Annotated in this window: 18 protein-coding genes and 1 pseudogene; 16 read left to right on the top strand and 3 right to left on the bottom strand. The window is 58.5% G+C overall.

The genetic code is table 11. The features are described 5' to 3' along the window. The first annotated feature begins 183 nt into the window (after window positions 1-183). The 6 genes from FY550_RS01410 to lon all read left to right on the top strand — a co-directional run bounded on the left by FY550_RS01410 (window position 184) and on the right by lon (window position 6084). Complete coding sequence (locus tag FY550_RS01410) at window positions 184-669, top strand: Lrp/AsnC family transcriptional regulator (protein ID WP_070980979.1); 486 nt, start codon at window positions 184-186, stop codon at window positions 667-669. Between the two features lie 194 nt (window positions 670-863). Further along, window positions 864-1673 (top strand): amino acid ABC transporter substrate-binding protein, encoded by an 810-nt coding sequence (locus FY550_RS01405; protein WP_070980975.1) that lies wholly within the window; start codon window positions 864-866, stop codon window positions 1671-1673. A 69-nt stretch (window positions 1674-1742) separates the two neighbouring features. Continuing rightward, window positions 1743-2417 (top strand): amino acid ABC transporter permease, encoded by a 675-nt coding sequence (locus FY550_RS01400; RefSeq protein ID WP_070980972.1) that lies wholly within the window; start codon window positions 1743-1745, stop codon window positions 2415-2417. Further along, window positions 2414-3169, top strand: a complete 756-nt coding sequence (locus FY550_RS01395) for an amino acid ABC transporter ATP-binding protein (protein WP_070980970.1) — start codon at window positions 2414-2416, stop codon at window positions 3167-3169. Before FY550_RS01400 ends, FY550_RS01395 begins: the two co-directional genes overlap by 4 nt. Window positions 3170-3294: 125 nt before the next feature. Beyond that, complete coding sequence (locus FY550_RS01390) at window positions 3295-3696, top strand: Hsp20/alpha crystallin family protein (protein ID WP_070980968.1); 402 nt, start codon at window positions 3295-3297, stop codon at window positions 3694-3696. Between the two features lie 15 nt (window positions 3697-3711). Next, on the top strand, window positions 3712-6084 hold the full coding sequence (gene lon / locus FY550_RS01385; RefSeq protein ID WP_149054310.1) for an endopeptidase La: 2373 nt from the start codon (window positions 3712-3714) through the stop codon (window positions 6082-6084). Between the two features lie 35 nt (window positions 6085-6119). Here lon and FY550_RS01380 read toward each other — a convergent pair whose 3' ends face one another. Beyond that, window positions 6120-7733, bottom strand: coding sequence for an FGGY-family carbohydrate kinase (locus FY550_RS01380; protein ID WP_070980964.1), 1614 nt, complete (start codon window positions 7731-7733; stop codon window positions 6120-6122). 185 nt (window positions 7734-7918) lie between these two features. Here FY550_RS01380 and FY550_RS01375 point away from each other — a divergent pair, with 185 nt between their 5' ends. From FY550_RS01375 to FY550_RS01355, 5 genes are all read left to right on the top strand, one after another. Further along, on the top strand, window positions 7919-8938 hold the full coding sequence (locus tag FY550_RS01375) for an ABC transporter substrate-binding protein (RefSeq protein WP_233350247.1): 1020 nt from the start codon (window positions 7919-7921) through the stop codon (window positions 8936-8938). Between the two features lie 73 nt (window positions 8939-9011). Then, window positions 9012-10523, top strand: coding sequence for a sugar ABC transporter ATP-binding protein (locus tag FY550_RS01370; protein WP_149054309.1), 1512 nt, complete (start codon window positions 9012-9014; stop codon window positions 10521-10523). Further along, window positions 10507-11490 carry an ABC transporter permease gene (locus tag FY550_RS01365; RefSeq protein ID WP_070980917.1) on the top strand — a complete coding sequence of 328 codons (984 nt, stop codon included), beginning with the start codon at window positions 10507-10509 and terminating at the stop codon, window positions 11488-11490. The genes FY550_RS01370 and FY550_RS01365 overlap by 17 nt, the downstream gene beginning before the upstream one ends. 21 nt (window positions 11491-11511) lie before the next feature. Next, window positions 11512-12621 (top strand): zinc-binding dehydrogenase, encoded by a 1110-nt coding sequence (locus FY550_RS01360; protein WP_233350246.1) that lies wholly within the window; start codon window positions 11512-11514, stop codon window positions 12619-12621. Next, entirely contained in the window at window positions 12618-13361 is a 744-nt protein-coding gene (locus tag FY550_RS01355; protein ID WP_070980915.1) for an SDR family oxidoreductase, read from the top strand. Before FY550_RS01360 ends, FY550_RS01355 begins: the two co-directional genes overlap by 4 nt. Window positions 13362-13504: 143 nt before the next feature. Here FY550_RS01355 and FY550_RS01350 read toward each other — a convergent pair whose 3' ends face one another. Beyond that, window positions 13505-13924, bottom strand: a complete 420-nt coding sequence (locus FY550_RS01350) for a hypothetical protein (protein WP_139148751.1) — start codon at window positions 13922-13924, stop codon at window positions 13505-13507. 484 nt (window positions 13925-14408) lie between these two features. Between FY550_RS01350 and FY550_RS01345 the strand changes: the two are divergent. Beyond that, window positions 14409-14597: pseudogene (locus tag FY550_RS01345) on the top strand (transposase); the annotation flags it as partial. A 36-nt stretch (window positions 14598-14633) separates the two neighbouring features. On the opposite strand, the gene mobC reads toward FY550_RS01345, so the two are convergent. Beyond that, window positions 14634-14912 (bottom strand): plasmid mobilization relaxosome protein MobC, encoded by a 279-nt coding sequence (mobC, locus tag FY550_RS17195; RefSeq protein ID WP_407657383.1) that lies wholly within the window; start codon window positions 14910-14912, stop codon window positions 14634-14636. Between the two features lie 441 nt (window positions 14913-15353). Between mobC and FY550_RS01335 the strand changes: the two genes are divergently transcribed. The 4 genes from FY550_RS01335 to FY550_RS01320 all read left to right on the top strand — a co-directional run bounded on the left by FY550_RS01335 (window position 15354) and on the right by FY550_RS01320 (window position 21342). Continuing rightward, window positions 15354-16286: a retron St85 family effector protein gene (locus FY550_RS01335; RefSeq protein ID WP_139148750.1), complete on the top strand. Its 933-nt coding sequence runs from the start codon at window positions 15354-15356 to the stop codon at window positions 16284-16286. Between the two features lie 2 nt (window positions 16287-16288). Next, window positions 16289-17233, top strand: a complete 945-nt coding sequence (locus FY550_RS01330; RefSeq protein ID WP_070980911.1) for a retron St85 family RNA-directed DNA polymerase — start codon at window positions 16289-16291, stop codon at window positions 17231-17233. 1152 nt (window positions 17234-18385) lie between these two features. Continuing rightward, entirely contained in the window at window positions 18386-19624 is a 1239-nt protein-coding gene (locus tag FY550_RS01325) for a nitrate regulatory protein (RefSeq protein WP_168201475.1), read from the top strand. A 356-nt stretch (window positions 19625-19980) separates the two neighbouring features. Further along, the gene (locus FY550_RS01320; RefSeq protein ID WP_070980909.1) at window positions 19981-21342 is read left to right on the top strand and encodes a NarK family nitrate/nitrite MFS transporter; all 1362 of its coding nucleotides are present in this window, start codon (window positions 19981-19983) and stop codon (window positions 21340-21342) included. Window positions 21343-21383 lie beyond the last annotated feature (41 nt).

Here is a 21383-nt window from a genome sequence, read left to right as displayed (position 1 = left end):
CTTCCTGTGATCGGAATCTTGTTATTGGCCGGATCGAAGCCGGTATCACGCCCCTGTCATCCTATCGAAACGCTTGATGAAGGTGCTTTTCCTTTAAAGCGATAATTGACACGACCCTGCTGGTCAGCGCTCGATAGCCGAATGAATGGCGTCATGATCACCCAATAACAAAAGGATCATTACATGGACGATGAACAACGCCCCGTCTGGCCCGAGCTGGATTCACATGATCGCCGCATCCTGCGGGCCTTGCAGGACAACGGCCGGCTGAGCAACGCCGATCTCGCTCGGCGAGTGGGGTTGAGCGCATCGGCCTGCTGGCAACACACGAAACGCCTGTTCGATCAGGGCGTGATTCGTGGCGTGCGGGCGCTGATCGAGCCACGTGCCGTACAGCGCGAAACCGCCGTACTGGTCGGGGTCGTCCTTGATCGCTCGACGCAGGACAGCTTTGCGCGCTTTGCCGAAGCGGCCCGTGCCCTGCCCCAGGTGCTGGAGTGCTGGCTGGTCGCCGGCGACGTGGATTACTTCATGAAGGTACGGGTACGCGACCTGCCCGCCTTCAACCGTTTCCACAGCGAAAAGATCGTGGCGCTGCCCGGGGTGCGCCAGGTGCGCACCTTCTTCGTGCTTGATGAGGTCAAGGCCGATGGCGCCCTACCGCTGTGACGGTGCTCCTGCTCCGGAAACCGACCCTGCACGACAACATGTTCCTCCGGCGTCCCTGGTATCCTGTGCCGGAGTGCCCTCATAGATAAAAACCTGATCGCATATGAATTCTTTTTCTTATTACTCAATGTAAGGTTTGCGTTACGCTATCGCACAACGCTGCCATCATTGGCTTAATCGATTCGGAGGATGACATGTCACTGACCTCTACCCTGACCCGCACCCTGGCCATTACCGCCCTGGGGCTCGGTACGCTGTTCACGGGCGCCCTGGCCCAGGCTGACACGCTGAAGGTCGGCATGTCGGGCAAGTATTACCCCTTCACCTTTGTCGATCACAACCAGCTCAAGGGCTTCGAAGTCGATGTCATGAAGGCCATCGGTGAACAGACCGGCGATGACATCAAATTCGTGACCGCCAGCTTTTCTGGTCTGGCCGGCATGCTCGATTCCGGTCGTATCGATACCATCGCCAATCAGATCACCATCACACCGGAGCGCAAGGCCAAATACGCCTTCACTCAACCCTACGTCTACGATGGTGCTCAGGTGGTGGTGCGCAAGGGCAACGATGAGATTCATGGCGTCAAGGATCTCAAGGGCAAGACGGTGGCCGTCAACCTGGGGTCCAATTACGAGCAGTTGCTCAACGAACTGCCGTATGCCGATCAGATCAACATCAAGACCTATGATTCCAATATCGAGCAGGATGTGGCGCTGGGACGCGCCGATGCCTTCGTGATGGACCGGGTCAGCGCCACGCAGGTAATCAAGGACAAGCCCCTGCCACTGCAGCTTGCCGGCCAGCCGTTCTCGAAGATCGAAAACGCCCTGCCCTTCCGCGATGACGAACAGGGCCGTGCGCTGCGCGATCGCGTCAATCAGGCCCTGACGACGCTGCGCGAGAACGGCACACTGAGCCGGATCTCCGAAAAATGGTTCGGTAGCGATATCACCAGCGCCCCCGAAGAGAGCGAGCAGCCAGCGACCGCCAGCCAGTCCTGACGCTGTCGATCAAGCCATACCGGAACGCGAGCCCTGAGCGCTCGCGTTCTGTCAGCCGGGTTTGCAGGTATGCACGCACTTGATTTCGATTACATGGCAGGTCTGGTGCCCATCCTGCTGGGCTACCTGCCACTGACGCTGGAAATGGCAGCCGCCGCCATGGTGTGTGCGCTGATTCTTTCCAGTCTGCTGGCCGTGATTCGCGTCTCGCGGATTCCCGTCCTCAATGGCGCGGCCATGCTGTTCATCTCGTTCTTTCGTGGCACGCCGCTGCTGGTGCAGCTGTTTCTGTTCTATTACGGTCTGCCACAGATCTTCTCCTTTCTGGTCTCGATCAATGGCATTACCGCCACCATCATGGGCCTGACCCTGCACTTCTCGGCCTACATGGCGGAATCGATCCGCGCCGCCATCATCGGCATCGACCGCAGCCAGACCGAAGCGGCGCTGTCGATCGGCATGACCCGCGCCCAGCTGATGCGCCGGATTATCCTCCCCCAGGCCACCCGGGTCGCCACGCCAACGCTGATGAATTACTTCATCGACATGATCAAATCGACCTCGCTGGCCTTCACGCTCGGGGTCACCGAACTGATGGGCGCTACTCAGAAGGAAGCAGCGGGCAGTTTTCTCTACTTCGAAGCCTTTCTGGTGGTGGCCGTCATCTACTGGGTGGTCGTGGAGGCGCTCTCCTGGCTGCAGAAATGGATGGAGCAACGACTCAACCGGGCGTATCAGCGATGATTGCACTTTCCGGTATCACCAAGCGTTTCGGTGATCACACCGTACTGGATCACATCGATCTTGAACTCGAGCGTGGCGAAATCATTGTCGTGATCGGGCCTTCCGGCACCGGTAAATCGACGTTGTTGCGCTGTATCAACTTTCTGGAAACGCCGGATGAAGGGCAACTGACGGTCGGTGACCTGAATCTCGATGTCACGCGTGCCACGAAGCAGGACATCCTCGCGCTGCGCCGGCGGACCGCCTTCGTCTTTCAGAACTACGCCCTGTTTGCCAACAAGACGGCGCTGGAAAACATCGCCGAATCGATGATCGTGGTACAGGGCATGGCCAAGGCCGAGGCGCACCATCGCGCCCGCGAAATTCTCGAGCGCATTGGCCTGGCCGATCGGGCAGACGCCTACCCGGCGGCCCTCTCCGGTGGCCAGCAGCAACGCATCGGCATCGGTCGGGCCATGGCAACCGGTGCCGAAGTAATTCTGTTCGACGAGCCGACCTCGGCGCTTGATCCCGAATGGGTCGAGGAAGTGCTGGGGCTGATGAAACAGCTCGCAACCGAGCGCCAGACCATGATCGTGGTCAGCCACGAAATGCAGTTTGCCCGCGAAGTCGCCGATCGGGTGGTGTTCATGGATGGCGGACGCATTGTCGAACAGGCCCCGCCCGACCGGCTGTTCACCCAACCCGACGACGAACGTACCCGCGCCTTTTTGCGCAAGATTCTCGCCAGCGCGCCCCAGCCTGACGTCTGACGCCCTCGCCGGACCAGGCCGAATGCTACCTGATGTCGCAGGTCGCATTCGGCCATGGTAGTGACACGCAACCGGCGCTATCTTCGACAATATTCATCCATGACGCGCTTTCGGCGGGAGGGATCATGCCTTCACGGGACCTGAGTCGTCTGATGTGGGCGGAAGCCTGCGAGCTGCTGGATCGTGCCGAACGGCTGCATCGCCAGTTTTACCGCCCCAGCCGTGCTGCGTCGCTGCCGAACTGGGAGCCACCGGTGGATCTCTACCATTACCCCGGTGGGCTCTGGTTGATCGTCGCCCTGCCCGGGGCCGATGGCGACAGTATCGAGGTCTATACCGAAGCGGAAGCACTGCTGGTGCGGGCCGAACGACCGCTACCCACGGCGGCGGCCGGTGCTTCCATGCAGCGGTTGGAGATCCCGTTCGGTCATTTCGAGCGCCGGGTCCCCCTGCCGCCCGGTCAATACCGAATGGCAAGACGCGAATGGCGTGATGGCTGTCTGTATCTTGACCTGCGTTCAAGCTGAGCGAGGAGGCGTGCCATGAATGACACCGACTCATCCACCGGAACCACAAGCGGCAGCGAACATCGGCTGCCCGATGATGTACTGATCATTGTGCCGATGCGTAATGTGGTGCTGTTTCCGGAGCTTGTTCTTCCCATCTCGGTAGGCCGCCCCGGCTCGGTCGCGGCCGTGCAGGAAGCCGTAAAGAGTGGACGCTCGCTGGGGCTGGTGTTGCAGCGCGAGGCCGACGTCACCGATCCCGGTCCGGATGATCTGTATTCGGTGGGCACCATGGCCTCGATCCTGCGTTACATCGTCGGTGAAGATGGCCACAGCCTGATCTGCCATGGGCAGTCGCGTTTTCGCATTCTCAACTATATCGATGGCTACCCCTTCCTGCTCGCCCGGGTGGAGCACATCTCTCCCCGTGAGATACACGACCCCGAGATCGAAGCCCGACTGCTCACCCTGCGCTCGCAAGCGCTGGAAGCCCTGCAATTGCTCCCCCAGACGCCTGAAGAACTGATCCGGGCGGTACGCGCCATTGACCGCCCGGCGCTGCTGGCGGATACCATTGCCGGCTATCTCGATCTCACACCGGATGAAAAGCAGGAGATTCTCGAACTGACCGATCTACGCGCTCGCATGGAGCGCGTTCAGCAGCGTCTCGACTATCGGGTGGAAGTGCTTCGGCTGTCACAGAAGATCAGTCAGCGTACCCAGGAGAGCATGTCGGAACGACAGCGCGAAGCCGTGCTGCGTGAACAGCTGCGCTCCATCCAGCAGGAGCTGGGAGAAGGCAGTGAGCACGACGAGGAACTGCGAGCGCTGGAGACGCGCATCGACGAGGCAGACATGCCCGAGGAGGCCGAGAGTCAGGCACGTCGTGAACTCGCCCGGCTGGCTCGCATGCCCGAGGGGGCAGCCGAGTACACCATGGCGCGCACCTATCTCGACTGGCTGCTGGAGCTGCCCTGGTCCTCCCTCGACGAGGAACATATTGATATCACCGCCGCCCGAGGCATCCTCGATGCCGATCACTATGGGCTTGAGCGCATCAAAAAGCGCATTCTCGAGCATCTCGCCATACACAAGCTCAACCCCGAAGGACGCAGCCCCATTCTCTGCTTTGTGGGGCCACCCGGGGTAGGCAAGACCTCACTGGGCCAGAGCATCGCCCGGGCCATGGGGCGGAAATTCATTCGCGCCAGCCTCGGGGGTGTCCATGATGAAGCCGAAATACGCGGGCACCGGCGCACCTATATCGGCGCGCTCCCCGGCAACATCCTCCAGGGGCTGCGCAAGGCCGGCACCCGCAATCCGGTATTCATGCTTGATGAGATGGACAAGCTCGGCGCCGGCATCCAGGGCGACCCCGCCAGTGCCATGCTCGAGGTGCTCGACCCCGAACAGAACGCCACCTTCCGCGACACCTATCTGGGCGTGCCATTCGATCTCAGCCGGGTGATGTTCATCGCCACCGCCAACGTGCTCGACCAGATCCCCGGGCCGCTGCGTGATCGCATGGAGGTCATCGAGCTGCCCGGCTACACCGCGGAAGAGAAGGTGGAAATCGCCCGGCGTTATCTGATCGCCCGTCAGCGCCAGGCGTGTGGACTCGACGAGACCCGGCTCACCCTGACCGATGCTGCCCTGTATCAGCTGGTGACCGCCTATACCCGCGAAGCGGGTGTACGCAATCTTGAACGGCTGATCGGCGCCGTGGCGCGGCATGCCGCAGTGCGCATTGCCGAAGGCGAGATGGCGGCCCTGGCCGTGGATACCGGCGATCTGGCCACGATTCTCGGGGCGCCACGCTTCGATAACGAACTGGCAATGCGCACCAGTGTGCCGGGTGTGGCCACCGGCCTGGCCTGGACCCCGGTCGGCGGCGATATCCTGTTCATCGAAGCCAGTCGCGCCGAAGGCAGTGGTCGCCTGATCCTCACCGGCCAGCTGGGCGACGTCATGAAGGAGAGCGCTCAAACGGCGCTGAGTCTGATCCGCGCCCGCGCAACCGAACTGGGACTGGATGCCAGGCAGCTGGGTCAATCGGATATTCATGTGCATGTGCCGGCCGGCGCCATACCCAAGGATGGCCCCAGCGCCGGGATTGCCATTCATACAGCACTGATGTCGCTGTTGACCGGGCGCTGCGTGCATGCCGATCTGGCCATGACCGGAGAAATCACGCTGCGGGGTCTGGTACTGCCGGTCGGCGGCATCAAGGAGAAGGTTCTGGCGGCACAGCGCGCCGGGATACACACGGTGCTACTGCCTGCGCGCAATCGGCGCGACTGGGAGGACATTCCCGAGCAGGCACGCGAACAGCTGACCTTCCACTGGGTCGAGCATATCGAGGAAGTCACCCGCCTGGCACTGGAAGAACCCGACACGGCCGACGCCTGAACCGCAGACTCCATCAGCGCCGGCCATGGTGCCATTTACTCCGGGTTCATGAGTTCGCGGTACTTTTGCTGATCGGCATGCAGCTCGTGATACACCCGGTATTTGGCATCGTGAAAGGCGCGACGCGACGGGTTCGGCTCGAGTCGTCGATCGGTACCACTCATGCCCGCCGCCGCCTCACGCAGCCCCGGATAATCTCCGCAGGCGGTCGCCGCCAGCATCGCCCCGCCCAGCAGCACGGTTTCCGGCTCGCTCGGCAGCTCGATGGTCAGCCCGGTGGCATCCGCCATCTCCTGCAACCAGCGCTCGTTTTTCAGCGCCCCACCGCACAGGCGTAGCCGTTCGATGGTGTGACCGTTGCCGTTGAGCGCCTCAACGATATGCCGGGTGCCATAGGCAATCGCCTGAAGGGTCGCGAGATAGCGCACTGCCAGCGCATCGATATCCTCGTTCAGATCGAGCCCGCTGACCATGCCCCGCAGCGAGGCATCCGCCCGCGGTGATCGGTTGCCATGATGATAATCCAGCAGATGCACGTCTGCGGTGAGTTCCCCCTGGTCGCGCTCGAGTTCCGAGAGGCGCTGATTGAGCAGCTCGAAGTGGCTGACCCCGGCGGTCTCGGCGGCCGATTTCAGGGAGGCACTGGCCGCACTGTCGGCAATGACGTGATCGATCAGGGCACCGACCGCGCTCTGGCCGCCCTCGTTGATCCAGCCATCGGGCAGTACCGCGCCGCGATAAGGCCCCCAGACGCCAGGCACGAAACAGGGCTCGCGCGAAAAGGCGATGTGACACGCCGAGGTGCCAGCGATGACCGCAAGCGAGCCTTCCGGATCATTGCCCAGCATGCCCAGTGCCCCGGCATGGGCATCGATCAGCCCGGTCGCGACCACCACGTTGTCATGCAGCCCCATCGCCTCGGCCGCTGCCGCCGACAGCGTGCCGGCGCTCGAGCCCACTTCGCGAATTGCTCCCTGCATGGCCGGCTTTTCCAGCAGTGATTCCAGCCCCAGCTCTGCCAGCAGATCTTCCGGCCAGCGCCCCTCATGGGCGAGATAGAGCCACTTGCAGACCTGGGTACAGACGCTGCGACCCGGCTCGCCGACCTGTTCGTGATCAAAATCACCGATGGCACGCGCCACCATGAAATCGGCGAGATCAAGATAGAGAGCGGCCCGCTCGAACTGATCCGGGCGCTGGCGTTTCAGCCACAGCAGCTTGGGCAGCTCCAGCTCGGGGCTGACCTGGCCGCCGATATACTTCAGCGCCTCATGGCCGGTGGCAGCGATCTCTGACGCTTCTCCGATGGCGCGATGATCCATCCACATCACGATGTTGTGGGCGTCCTCATCGGTCGGCGAGACCGAAACCGGATGACCGGTGTCACCCAGCGCCACCAGCGAGCAGGTCGCGTCAAAGCCCAGCCCGGCGATATCGGCTGCGTTCACCGCAGAGCGCGCCACGGCGTCACGCACCGCGGCCACACATTGCGTCCAGATATTGTCGCTGGACTGCTCGACGAAATCGGCCTGCGGCCGGTACTGCTCGATCGGGCGGGCGGCCTGCGCCAGGCATTGCCCGGCCGTGTCGAAGACACCGGCGCGCACGCTGGCCGATCCTACATCTACGCTCACATGGTAGTGCGGCATTGACTGACTCCCCCTGCTGGGCCAGAGCTTGCGTTTCGATTCGGCTCTACCCTGGCGCCGACTGCTGTGCAGCGCCAGTGATCGCACACACGACTTTGGTCTTTTACGCCAAAGACGAATTGCGGCGGCTCGCCAACAGCGTCTGAATGGAAAATGACAACGATAACATTTTTCAGGACATGCTCATGTCCATCGGCATCGACACAGCGCTCAACAAGCACTCAACCGCTATTTCAGGGGGACGCATCATGTTCAGGAGCATTGCCCATCGCACCCGTCTGGCGCTTGCCGTCACGACCGCCGCCATGCTGCCGCTGGCCGCCAGCCCAGCGGTCCAGGCCGCGGATCAGGACAAAAAGGCCGACAGCGATCTCGTCATCGGCATGTCCTTTCAGGAGCTCAACAACGCCTACTTCGTCACCATGCAGGATGCCCTCAAGAAGGCCGTCAACGACATGGGCGCCCAGCTGATCGTGACCGATGCTCGCCACGATGTCTCCAAGCAGGTCAGTGATGTGGAGGACATGCTGCAGCGCGGGGTCGATATTCTGCTGCTCAATCCTACCGACTCGGTCGGCGTGCAGTCGGCGGTGATGTCCGCCAGCGATGCCGAGGTGCCGGTGGTCGCCGTGGATGCCCAGGCGGAAGGACCGATCACCTCCTTTGTCGGCTCGAAAAACCGCGATGCCGGCTATCAGGCCTGCCACTACCTGGCGGAGTCGCTCGATGGCAAGGGCAAGGTCGCGATTCTCGATGGCATTCCGGTAGTGCCGATCCTGCAGCGCGTCGAGGGCTGCCAGGCCGCACTCAAGGAGTACTCCGGCATCAGCGTGGTCGACAAGCAGAACGGGCATCAGGAACGCGCGCAGGCCATGAGCGTGACCGAGAACATGCTGCAGGCCCACCCCGATCTGGCTGGTCTGTTCAGCGTCAACGACATCGGCTCGCTGGGCGCACTGACGGCCATTCGCTCAAGCGGCGGCGACGTCAAGCTGGTCAGCGTCGATGGCAACCCCGAAGCGGTGTCGGAAATCGCCAAAAAGGGCTCGCCCTTTATCGCCACCTCGGCCCAGCATCCGCGTGAAATGGTCACGAAAGCGCTGGAGGTGGCCGTGGACAGCTACCACGGCAAGGACGTGCCCAAAACGGTCCCGATCGATGTCGAGCTGATCACGCAGGAGAACGCAGACAGCTTCCACTGGTAAGCGATGCTGACCGGAGCCGCGCTGGCTGTAGCGGCTCCGGCACCGCACGTCATGGAAAGGACCGGGAGGTCCCATGCCGCTACTGACACTCGACCACATCAGCAAGTCGTTTCCCGGCGTTCAGGCCCTCAGCGAGGTCAGCCTGGAAGTCCGGGCCGGCGAGATTCATGCCCTGCTGGGGGAAAACGGGGCCGGCAAATCCACCCTGATGAAGATCCTGTGCGGTATTCACGCCCCCGACAGCGGCGAGATACGCCTGGACGATCAGCCGGTCGAATTTCGCAACTATCGCGATGCCTGCGCCGCCGGCATCGGCATCATCTTTCAGGAGTTCAGCCTGATTCCGTGGCTGAACGCCATCGACAACATCTTTCTCGGCCGCGAACCACGCAATCGCTGGGGGCTGATCGATCATCGCCGCATGCGCCGTGAAACGGCCGAGCTGTTCGAGCGCCTGGGCATCGACATTGCCACCGACGTGCCCATCGATTCGCTGAGCGTGGCCGATCAGCAGTTCATCGAGATTGCCAAGGCGCTCTCACTCAACGCCCGCCTGCTGGTGCTCGATGAACCCACCGCCCCACTGACCCCCGGCGAAACCGAGCGCCTGTTCAGCATCATGCGCGAGCTGCGCCAGCAGGGCGTGGGGATGGTCTTCATCTCGCATCACATGGAAGAGATCTTCGAGATCTGCGATCGGGTCACCGTGCTGCGCGATGGCACCTATGTCGGCACGCGTGAAGTCGCCGAAGCCGACCACGGCCAGCTGGTGAAAATGATGGTGGGCCGCCGGGTCGATAATGTCTTCCCGCTGCGCCACTCCCATGCCGATCCCGAGCAGGTGATCCTGGAGGTCGAATCGATCCGCATGGTGGCAGGCGAACAGACAGACAGCTTTCACCTGCATCAGGGCGAAATTCTCGGCTTTGCCGGGCTGGTCGGTTCCGGGCGCAGTGAAATGGCGCTGGGCATGATCGGGGCCTATCCGGTCGTTGAGCGTCACATCCGCATGGATGGGCAGCCGGTCACGTTTCGCACCCCGGCAGATGCGCTGGCCCGCGGGATCGGCCTGCTGCCGGAAAATCGCAAGCGACAGGGGCTGATCCTGCCGTTCTCCTGCACCGACAACATCACCCTCAATCACCTGGCGCAGTTCTATCGCCCCGCCCCGCTGATTCATCGCGGCCGTGAACAGCACGCCGTCGAACGCCTGATGCAGACCGTGCGCATCAAGGCGCCCGATGCGGATACGCCGGTCGGCAAGCTCAGCGGCGGCAATCAGCAGAAGGTGGTCATTGCCCGCTGGCTTGAACGGGGCTGTCGGGTGCTGATTTTCGATGAGCCGACCCGGGGTATCGATGTCGGCGCCAAATCCGAGATCTACACCATGATGAAGCAGCTCACCGAGCGCGGTGTGTCGATCATCATGATCTCCTCGGAGCTGCCCGAGATCACGCACCTGTGCGATCGCGTCGCGGTATTCAGCAAGGGCCATATCGTCGCCGAACTCGAAGGCGATGCCATCGACGCCCACACGATCATGACCCACGCCACCCGAGGACATTCCGATGCAAAAGTCAGCTGAAGCCTCTCCCCGGGCCTCGCGCGCTGGACTGCGCCGCCGTCTGGCCCGCTACCGGCGATCCCCGGTGCTCTATCCCGTAATCGGCTTCGTGGTGGTCTTCATCGCCATGGCGCTGGTCAACGACAACTTCCTCAGTGCCAACAACCTCACCAATGTCGCTCGCCAGGGCTCGATCATTGCGATCATTGCGGTGGGCATGAGCTTTGCCATCTTCACCGGGGGTATCGATCTCTCGGTGGGGCCGGTCATGGCGCTTTCCGGCACCATCATGGCCGGACTGATGGCCGCCGGCTGGCCTCCGACGCTGGCCGTAATCGCCGGCCTGTTGCTGGGCATGGCGCTGGGCGCCTTCAACGGCGGCTGTGTCGCTTTCGGGCGCATGCCACCGATCATCGTCACGCTCGCCACCATGGGCATGGCACGCGGGCTGGCGCTGATCTACACCGGCGGCTATCCGATTTCCGGGCTGCCGATGGGCTTCTCCTTCTTCGGCCGCGGCGAGCTGCTGGGGCTCGAAGTGCCCATCCTGATCATGCTGCTGGTGTACGCCATCGCCTGGCTGGTGATGCATCACACTCCGATCGGTCGCTACATCTATGCCATCGGCGGCAACGAGGAAGCCACCCGCCTGACCGGTATTCGTGTCTCGCGCATCAAGGTGCTGGTCTACACCGTCAGCGGTCTGACTGCTGCCATTGCCGGGCTGGTCCTGACCTCACGCCTGATGAGCGGTCAGCCCAACGCCGGTACCGGTTTCGAGCTCGATGCCATTGCGGCGGTGGTGCTCGGCGGCGCGGCCATTTCCGGCGGTCGCGGTGCCATTCTCGGCACGCTGGTGGGCGCCATGCTGCTGGCCATTCTCAACAACGGGCTCAATCTGCTGGGGGTCTCTCCCTACCTCCAGGACGTCGTCAAGGGCGCCATTATCCTGCTGGCCATTTACATCGGCCGCTCTCGCAACAGCTGATCGCATGGAAGGAGCATCCCAATGTCACGGAACAACGCCACCTCCGACACCGCTACCGACAGCACCACCATGCAGGCCGTGGTCTGTCACGCCCCCGAGGACTATCGCCTGGAAAGCGTCGAGCGCCCACGCCCCGGGCCTAACGAGATCCTTTTGAAGATCGGCGCCTGCGGCATCTGCGCCAGCGACGTCAAGTGCCGCTCCGGTGCCGAGATGTTCTGGGGCGGCGAGTATCAGCCCGGTTGGGTGGAGGCGCCGGTCATCGCCGGGCACGAGTTCTTCGGGGAAGTGGTCGAGCTGGGCCCGGGTGCCGAGGAACATTTCAATATTGCCCGGGGAGATCGGGCCATCGCCGAGCAGATCGTGCCGTGCGGCAAGTGCCGCTACTGTGACAGCGGCCACTACTGGATGTGCGAGGTTCACAATATCTTCGGCTTCCAGCGTCAGGTGGCCGATGGCGGCATGGCCGAATACATGCTGGTGCCTGCCAATGCCCGGCTGCATCGCATTCCCCAGGCCCTGTCGCTGGCCCAGTCAGCCTTCATCGAGCCGCTCGCCTGCGGCATCCATGCGGTCAACCGGGGGGATATCCAGCTCGACGACACCGTAGTGATCGCCGGCGCCGGCCCGATCGGCCTGGCGATGGTACAGGTCGCCCGGCTCAAGACGCCCAAACAGCTGATCGTCATTGATATGCTGGATGCGCGTCTCGAGCTGGCCCGCAAGTTCGGGGCCGATGTGGTACTCAATCCCTCTCGGGATGACGTGGGCGAGGAGGTTCGCGCGCTGACCGGCGGCTACGGCTGCGATGTCTACATCGAAGCGACCGGCTCTCCGAGCGGGGTGCGTCAGGGGCTGGATATCATTCGCAAGCTGGGGCGCTTTGTGGAGTTCAGCGTGTTCGGCAAGGAGACCACGGTGGACTGGTCGATCATCGGGGACCGCAAGGAGCTCGACGTGCGCGGCGCCCACCTCTCGCCACGCACCTTCCCGGTGGCCATTGACCTGATGGCGCGCGGCCTGGTCACGACCGATGGCATCGTCACCCACGAGCTGCCGCTGGCCGAGTTCGAGGAAGGTTTCCGCATGGCGACCGCAGCCGAATCCATCAAGGTGCTACTGATTCCATGAGCGAGCAGAGCCACTACCCTTCACTCAACGGCCGGTGCTATGTGGTCACCGGCGCCACCAGCGGCATTGGTGAGGCTACCGCACGCGCCCTGATCGACCAGGGCGCGCGCGTGGTAGCGCTCGGCCGCAATGCCGAGGCGCTCTCCCGGCTGGCCGAGTACGGCTGCGAGACGCACCCGCTCGACATCACCGACAGCGCGCAGCTGGAACAGATGATTGGCGGCCTCGGCGTGGTGGATGGCCTGATCAACAGCGCCGGCATTACCCACGTGGAATCGGCGCTGACCCTGCCCGCCGAGCGCATCGACGCCGTCTTCCAGGCCAACGCCCGCGCCGCTGCCATTGCCGCACGCTGCGTGGCACGCCACATGATCGAGGCCGGCCGGGCCGGCAGCATCGTCAACGTTTCCAGCCAGGCCTCGCTGGTCGGGCTGGATGCTCATCTCGCCTACAGTGCCTCAAAGGCGGCGATGGACGCCATCACCCGAGCGCTCTGCCTGGAGCTCGGCCCGGCCGGCATCCGGGTCAACAGCGTCAACCCGACCGTTACGATGACACCCATGGCCGAAAAGGTGTGGTCGGCGCCGGAGAAACGCGAACCGATGCTCGCCGCCATTCCGCTGGGCCGCTTTGCCGAGATGGCGGATGTGGTCACCCCGATCCTGTTTCTGCTCAGTGACGAGGCCGGGATGATCAGTGGGGTGTGTCTGCCGATCGATGGGGGGTATACGGCGAGGTAGGGGTTGGGCTGTTGCCCTGAGGCTAGAGCTTCAGGGCGCAGGGTCCTGGAGGGAAGTGCATGACGCTATGGGGCGGTTCGGCGAAGTTACCATGAACGCGCATGGCGCGAAGTATTGCTTTACGGCACCATATACCTAACGTTTCAAAAAGAGGTGCGCGCTTTTTGCGCGTCCTTCTTGCTTGATTTGTCAGGCTTGGCCATTCGGTAGAGCTGTAAAACGGCGAGTCTTTTTATCTCAGACTCTATTGATGACCAGACTAAATAATAATTAATTCCATGTGAGAAAGGTTTATAAGCATCCAGATTATCTGAGCTGACATTCTCTGTGGGAATAGACGGATCGGCTAAACCCAAAATTATGATGGAGTCTCTAGAACTAGGCCTCACATTCCAGAAACGACTATTGGACAAGAATGGCATTGCCACTCCATTCAAGGATGATTCAATTTTTAGATAATTATTTAAGGCGCCCTCAATCTTTTTATAGTTATATGCAACTTCTTCTGTTATTGCATTTAAAGAATATCCGAACAGAGGGTTTTTATTGCTAATTTCTGTCACCAAAATGGTCTTCTTAGGGCTTCATAATATCAGGCAAGGTAGTTTTTTTATATAGAAAACAGTACCTTTTATTCTTCGCTTTTCTGCATAATTCTTAGCTGACTCTAACGTTGAGTGCATACACCCAGTGGAATACCGCGTCATACATGTACTATGCCAAGCATTTCGTCCAGTATGGACATAGTACACCAACCCTCTTGATATCTTCCGAACAGGGCCATCCTCAAGTAACGAAACGGATATTTGGTTTAGCTTCATACGAAAAGCCCAACGCTTGCAGCATGCGCGCCCATGTAATGGAGCCGAAGGCGCAATGTAGTGGGCGTCGCCGAGCCTGCACTTGTTAGGTTCTGTCTGAAAAGTCGTGGTTGTTACACTACTTCTGTCCACTGAGCAGGAGCCCGCCATGGCAGGCCGTTACGAGCTTTCCAATCAGCGCTGGCAGATGATCGAGGATATCTTTTCTCCCCCGCAGACCATAGGACGCCCGCGTCCCGGCCTGCCACATCAATTCGATCGACCGAAATATCGTCAGCGTAACGTGGTGGAGCTCCTGTTCGGCTAGCTGAAGGAAAAGCGCCGATTGAATACCCGTTACGACAAGCTGGCCAGCAGCTTCAGGGCCATGGTAACACTGGCCTGTATCGAGCGGTGTATGAGAGCCGACCTTTAAGACAGAACCTAGCACCGTGTCGAAAAAACTTGACTATCATTTCAGCGACTCCAAATCGTGTTCTATAGCTCGAAGCTGTTGAAGCACTGCGAAAGTATTGAAGTCGAAACCGCTCTTTTTGTCCTCGTTCGCGAGTCGCGCAATCTGGTTTATTTTATTTCCAATTTTTGCAAACTCTCGAACTAATGCCGGGCCGGCTTTGGGAATGGGCTTCTTTGAGTTTAACTTATTACCAAGCGCTAACTCTCTCAGCCATACTGCGACTTTCGAACCATTGGCATTTTCGGTAATTTGAGCTTTCTCAATTTCGGACAGCCTTATTTTTTACTAACTCTATTCTTTTCATATAACCACCTCCGTGTGATTTTTATTATTGCGTTGTAGGTCTTGGGAGCGAAGCCCATGAGCAAGCGACACTGAGACAACCGAGCGAAACGAGGAGTCTCTGTGTATGCTTGCTTTATCTCAACCATTTATTTAATTGTAATATGAACATTATTTAATGCGATTTAAATAAAATCAGTGCGTGTATTCAACTAACTACCAACCGATAATAGTATTGATTTTCTCTCAATCCTATGCTAGCTTCAAATTGCCTAGCAATTAGACCTTTGTCCTCGACAATGGGTCTCGGGGTATGAGTCATACCTTGCATTGAGTGGATGACAGCTCGTATTACGGTGGCTTTGGTTCGGAGTCCAGCCGTAGTCACGGCTGGACTCCGAACCAAAGCCACCGCGCTGAATGTAGGCTTAAATGCTTCGCTCGAGACAAGAACATAATGGTAATGTTTACGATGGTCCTCACAGCAGGGCCATTTCTTTTTTACGAGAAGCTGTACAAAAAAAAGAAATAACTATTGCAGGGTCAACTCCAAGATTGTTTTTCTTATGTGGAGCAAACATAAGAGAAGGTACGCTTTCAATCAGAAGACAACGTATAAAAGAGTTCATTGAAGATTCAATTGACAACTCAATCGTGGTTATTGCCGAACACTTCTTCGAAAACTACATTATGAACCACCGGGTAAAAGGAGACTATAAAAACTCGCTGGACTTCGAATTTGTATTGACTCAAATATCAGAAAAAGTTTTGATTGTTTTAGAAAGCCATAGCTCTTTTTGCGAGCTAGGGGCGTTCTCTCATAAAACCTTACGCGATAAGTTGCTTGTAATTAACGACTCGCGCCATAGAGAAACACCTTCCTTCATAAATACAGGTCCTCTATTAGCGCTCACTGAGAGCTACGGGCTGGAGCGTGTATTATGGTACGAAATGAAAGGTCAAGTGGACGAGGAGGACAGCGTAGCGTCGATTTTCTTAGCCTTAGAGAGTAGCATTGGCAAATCTGCTACTAAGATTGGTTCCCGTGTAGAAGTGAGCCCTGCTGAAGGCCCCACTAATCTTATGAAAGCTTTATTCATTCACGATATTATTCTTTTCTACAAGCCGGCCGATTACAAAGCATTAATTGAAATACTTAAAGAGATATTCGGGAAAGATAAAAGACTCGACATGGTGCGACATATAATTGCGATACTAACGTCTCTTAACTTTGTAAGCTACGACCGGGACACAGGGTTGATTCAAAGCAAAAAACAAACCCCGTTTTTAAAATATGGTGAGAAAGAAAGGCGCATAAAGTCCGGCCTTCAATTATCAAACCTTAAAGATAAAATGAGGGCCTAGCTATGAAGTTAATTAGAGATTTTTGCCACGAAATGGGCCTTCCTGAAGAAGAGTTTACGGTTTACGTCGATGATGCTAGAGAAAGAGTGAAAAAGGCTAAGATAAAGAAAAAAGATAAAACTACACGCGAAATAATAATTCCTTCATGGGAGCTTAAAATTATACAGTACTGGGTTATACTTAACTATTTGAGAAAACTACCAGCCAGCGAGTCAGCGACTGCATACTATAAAGGCGCAAGCATAATAAAAAATGCACAAGCTCATAGAAAAGGAAGTTACTTTGTTAAAGTGGACATTGAGTCCTTCTTCCCTTCCCTTACGTTGGATATTTTTATCACATCGCTAAAAAAAGATTTAGAGTCGAATCCTGAGAACGAAGTCATCAGATACCTTCTAGAAGCCACAAATGACGCTTCTTTCAATCAGTCCATTTTTTACAATGGCACGTGCGTGATAGGTTATCCCGCTTCGCCTTACATAGCAAACTATATACTGAAAGCCTTTGACGAAAACGTTGTTGCTGAATTAAATGAAATTTCAGGAAAGTTAGGAATTTTCAACTTTACAAGATACGCAGATGATATCGTAGTATCTTGCGAAAACAAGGGTAACAAAACTGAAGTTCTAAAAATTTTACACAACTGCCTAGAACAAAAATTTGACGGCGCCTTGAAACTGAAAGCAACTAAAACAAAATCGACCACTAGAAGTGGCGGGAGCACAATCATTACAGGGGTGCTCATTTGTTCTGATGGCAGAACAACACTTCCTAGAAAGTACAAAGACAAAGTGAGACTGCTGTTTTCACTTTATGCGAAAGAAATTTTAGAAAAAGAAGAAATCCCGGCTTTAACGGGACATTTAAATTACATAAGGTCGGTCGACCCAGTTTTTTATAACAAGCTATATTCAAAATATTACACTCAAATAAAAAAATTATCCTAGCCATATAGTTGTCATTCTAGATTAGAATTGCGCCTTAGGTCATATCGTTATAGCTATAAATAGCTTTGAGAGGGTGTCTCAGACTAAAATTACGCCTCGTAAACGCCTGCAAACACACCGTCTCTTTTTATCTTCATTTTCATACTTCGCCCCAAGTATCTTTGATATTCGAAGTGAGAAGTATAACTTTTTACTTGAAAACCTATTGATTTTCTGACAACCCTTTTCAGAATTTAGCATGTTTGAGAATGTCACGATGACTCCTCGTGCAAATTAACGCCAGCCGTAACCATCGCATTTGTAGAGAGCGAAGCGAGAGAAAAATGCGTCCTAGTTTACAGCATTGTTAGATTTCACTTACTCCGAACCTCGCTTTTGCAGCTTCCAATTGTTCCTTAACCCATTCTGGCCAATATATTTCGATTTGAATCCTGTTGGGATTTTTTAGCTCAAACTTCGGCTCAATGACACTGGCCCCAACTTAGTAGCAGTGTCCAGGGCAAGCTTCGAGACTCGCTCCCAAGCTTGAGCAGCAAGTTGAGTCAATTCCGTTTCTGGGAATTGATCCATGCGCCATTCCCGCTGAATGCAAGTATATTCGCCGCTACCATCCTCCTATATGTACAAAATCCCCAAGAAGTCCTTATCCTGTGCGACAAAGTGTATGTAGCGAAGAATCTCATCCTCACTATCCGCTAAGGGGTTAATGGGCATGCCCAGTCCCAGCTTCAGACCGCGGCCTCGTATGAAACCGACGGCACCCTTCCTCGCTGGCTTAAGCATCGCTCTGTATAATGACACAGTAATCAGCGTCAGGCCTTCGCCCTAAGCTAGGCGTGGGCTTCTTGTAACTCTTGATCAGACGCTGGTGCCGGTCGATACCTTCTAGTTCATATTGATCTTAGTTAGGCCATAAAAGCGTATGGCACCGTTGATCGCGCCGAGAATCTTCTCCTCACCAAACATGCATGAGAGGTTTGATCGTCACCCTTGAACGTACACCTCCCCTCCCGATAAAACAGGCCGCATGTACGTGGTTAGGCCACATTAAAATACGGCCCTGATGACGACGCGAGCCGTGCTGGTACACTCGGATAACACCGACAACAAGACCGTCTCACCTGACCCAGGGCGAGGCCCGAGGATATGACCGTGACCAGCTCGACCCTCGAGCGGCTGCTGGCGGCCGCCAATGCCTCCGATATCGATCGACTGCATCAACTGACCGCCCTCTGCGCGCTGGTGGGGCCGCTCTGCCAGCTGGTGCATACCCTGCAACGCGAGCGCGGGGCCTCCAGCATCGTGCTGGGCTCCCGTGGCCAGCGGTTCATCACCCGCTATCAAACGCACGTTGCCGACAGCCAAACGGCCGAGGCTGCCCTGCATGCTGCGCTGGAACACTGGATGACCGCGCCCGGCGAGGCCGCGCACGAGGTGCACGCGCGCGATCCTCGCCTGCTCAGGCGCCTGGCAGATGCCGTGAACGAAGCCGAAGCGCTCGCACGGCTGCGCGCCCGGGTGGAGCAGCAGCAGGTGACCGCCGACGAAGCCACGCGTTTGTACAACCGCACCATCGGCACGCTGCTGTCGGTGGTGTTCGAGGTGGCCGATACCGCCAGCGATGCGGACATTACCCGCGTACTGGTCAGCCTCTTCCATTTCATTCAGGGCAAGGAGCTGGCCGGGCAGGAGCGCGCCTGCGGTGCACTGGGCTTCACCCTCGGCCACTTTGATGAACCGCATCGCCACACCCTGCAAACACTAATCGATACCCAGAACGACTGTTTCGAGACATTCACCGAGTTTGCCGACGAGACGCTGCAGACCCGGTGGGCAGCGCTCATGGAGCATCCGGCGCTGACCACATTGAACCATCTTCGCTCACTGGCGCTGACCGATGCAGCACTGCCGGACGAGCTCACAGCGCCCGGCGAACAGTGGTACGCCCTGGCGACTCAGCGCATCGACGCCATGAAGGCGCTCGAGGATCAGCTCGTCGAGGCGCTGCACCAAAGCTGTCGTGAGGCGCTTGAGCGAGCACACCAGCGCAACATCGATAGCGTGACGACAGGCGCCGAACCGATGTCCCCGAGCGCTGGCACCCACACCACGCCTTCGGCAGAGCAGGCGATGGCGCGGCATTTCGACCGCTCGCTGCTCGAGCTGGTACAGGCGCAGAACAGCCGGCTCCAGCAGTTGAGTGATGAACTGGCAGACACGCGCAAGACGCTGCGTGAGCGCAAGCTGATCGAGCGTGCCAAGGGGCTGCTCATGGCGCAGCAACACATTGATGAAGACAGCGCCTATCGCCTGATGCGCAAGACCGCGATGGACCAGAGCCAGCCGCTGGTCGCGGTCGCCCGGGCCATGATCGAGCTTGCCGACCGCTAACCCGAAAGGCTCAAGGCTCAGCTTCAGTGCACACCAGCTCTCATATGCACCGCAAGCGGCCACCTCCCCTCTTTCACGTCACAACGCAATTCCTCTACTGGCCGATAGTTGCCTGAAATTCCAGCGTTCTTTCGATTGTGGCACTGGTCCTGCTCGGGATTGGGTACTCGGGCCAACGGCGGCTCGATCGGGCCATAGCCACGCCCAGCCCTGACATCGCCAATCGCGTCCTGCCGGTCGCGTACTCACTGGACAACGGCGTCCATCGACCCTCCCTATCCCCGGGGGCCGATGGGCGCCGTTGTCGTTTGTGGGCCGTCATCGCCGGTAGTGTCGTCAACCACGGAGAACGAGTGATGGACATCCGCCACAAGGCCAACAGGATACGCCTGGCCAGCTTTTCCACGCCCCAAATGCGCGCCTTCCACCTGTCGTGGTTCGCCTTTCACATCTGTTTTTTCGGTTGGTTCGGCATCGCCCCACTGATGGCCGTGGTACGCGATGACCTCGGCCTTACCAAGACCCAGATCGGCAACACCATCATCGCCTCGGTCGCCATCACCATTGTGGTGCGGCTGGTCATTGGTTTGTTGTGTGACCGCATCGGGCCCCGCCGCGCCTATACCTGGCTGCTGTGCCTGGGGTCGCTGCCGGTCATGCTGATCGGCCTGGCCGACAGCTTCGAAACCTTTCTGCTGGCGCGCCTGGCCATCGGGGCCATTGGGGCCTCCTTTGTCATCACCCAGTACCACTCCTCGATCATGTTCGCGCCCAATGTGGTCGGCACGGCCAACGCCACCACCGCCGGCTGGGGTAACCTGGGCGGCGGCACCACTCAGATCCTGATGCCGCTGGTATTTTCCGGTGTACTGATGCTGGGCGTGAGCGAAACCCTGGGCTGGCGGCTGGCGATGGTCGTGCCCGGCATCGTGCTGTTTCTGACCGGCATCGCTTATTACCGCCTGACCCAGGATGCCCCGGACGGCAACTTCGACGAGCTGCGGGCCCGCGGCGAACTGCCCGAGGCCAGTCGCGAGCACGGCGCGTTTCAAAGCTTCGCGGCAGCGGCGAAGGATATCCGCGTCTGGGCACTGTTTCTGGTCTACGCGGCCTGCTTCGGGGTCGAGCTGACCATCAACAACATCGCCGCCATCTACTTCTTTGACACCTTCTCGCTGAGTCTGGCCACGGCCGGTCTCATCGCAGGGCTGTTCGGGCTGATGAACCTGTTCGCCCGAACACTGGGCGGCATTTTCTCGGACCTGTTCGCCCGCAAGAGCGGACTCAAGGGCCGCGTGCGCTGGCTGTTTCTGGCCATGTTGTGCGAAGGCGTCGCCCTGATCGGCTTTGCCCAGATGCAGGTGCTGGCAATGGCCATCGGCATCATGCTGGTGTTCAGCCTGTTCGTGCAGATGGCCGAGGGGGCGACCTTCGGGGTCGTGCCGTTCATCAACAAACAGGCACTCGGCGCCGTGGCCGGCATCGTCGGCGCCGGCGGCAACGCAGGGGCTGTTGCCGCGGGCTTTCTGTTTCGAAGCGAGTCGCTGACCTATCAGGAAGGCTTGTTCTATCTCGGCATCGCGGTCGTGCTGATTTCCGTGGCGGCGCTGGCGGTGCGTTTCACGCCGGCGGTCGAGGCCGAGGAAGAGGCCGCCTACCGTCAGGCGGCCGATGCGGATGACGACAAGGCCGGAGCGGCGCCGATCGCTGCGCGGTAAGCGCACTCGCCCAGCGCTCGACAGTGCCCGCCATCGAAAAC

Origin of the sequence: Kushneria phosphatilytica, assembly GCF_008247605.1 — a bacterium.
GTDB classification, from domain to species: domain Bacteria; phylum Pseudomonadota; class Gammaproteobacteria; order Pseudomonadales; family Halomonadaceae; genus Kushneria; species Kushneria phosphatilytica.
The sequence above is the reverse complement of the archived record's forward strand: the minus strand, read 5'-3'. Positions and strand labels throughout refer to the sequence as shown.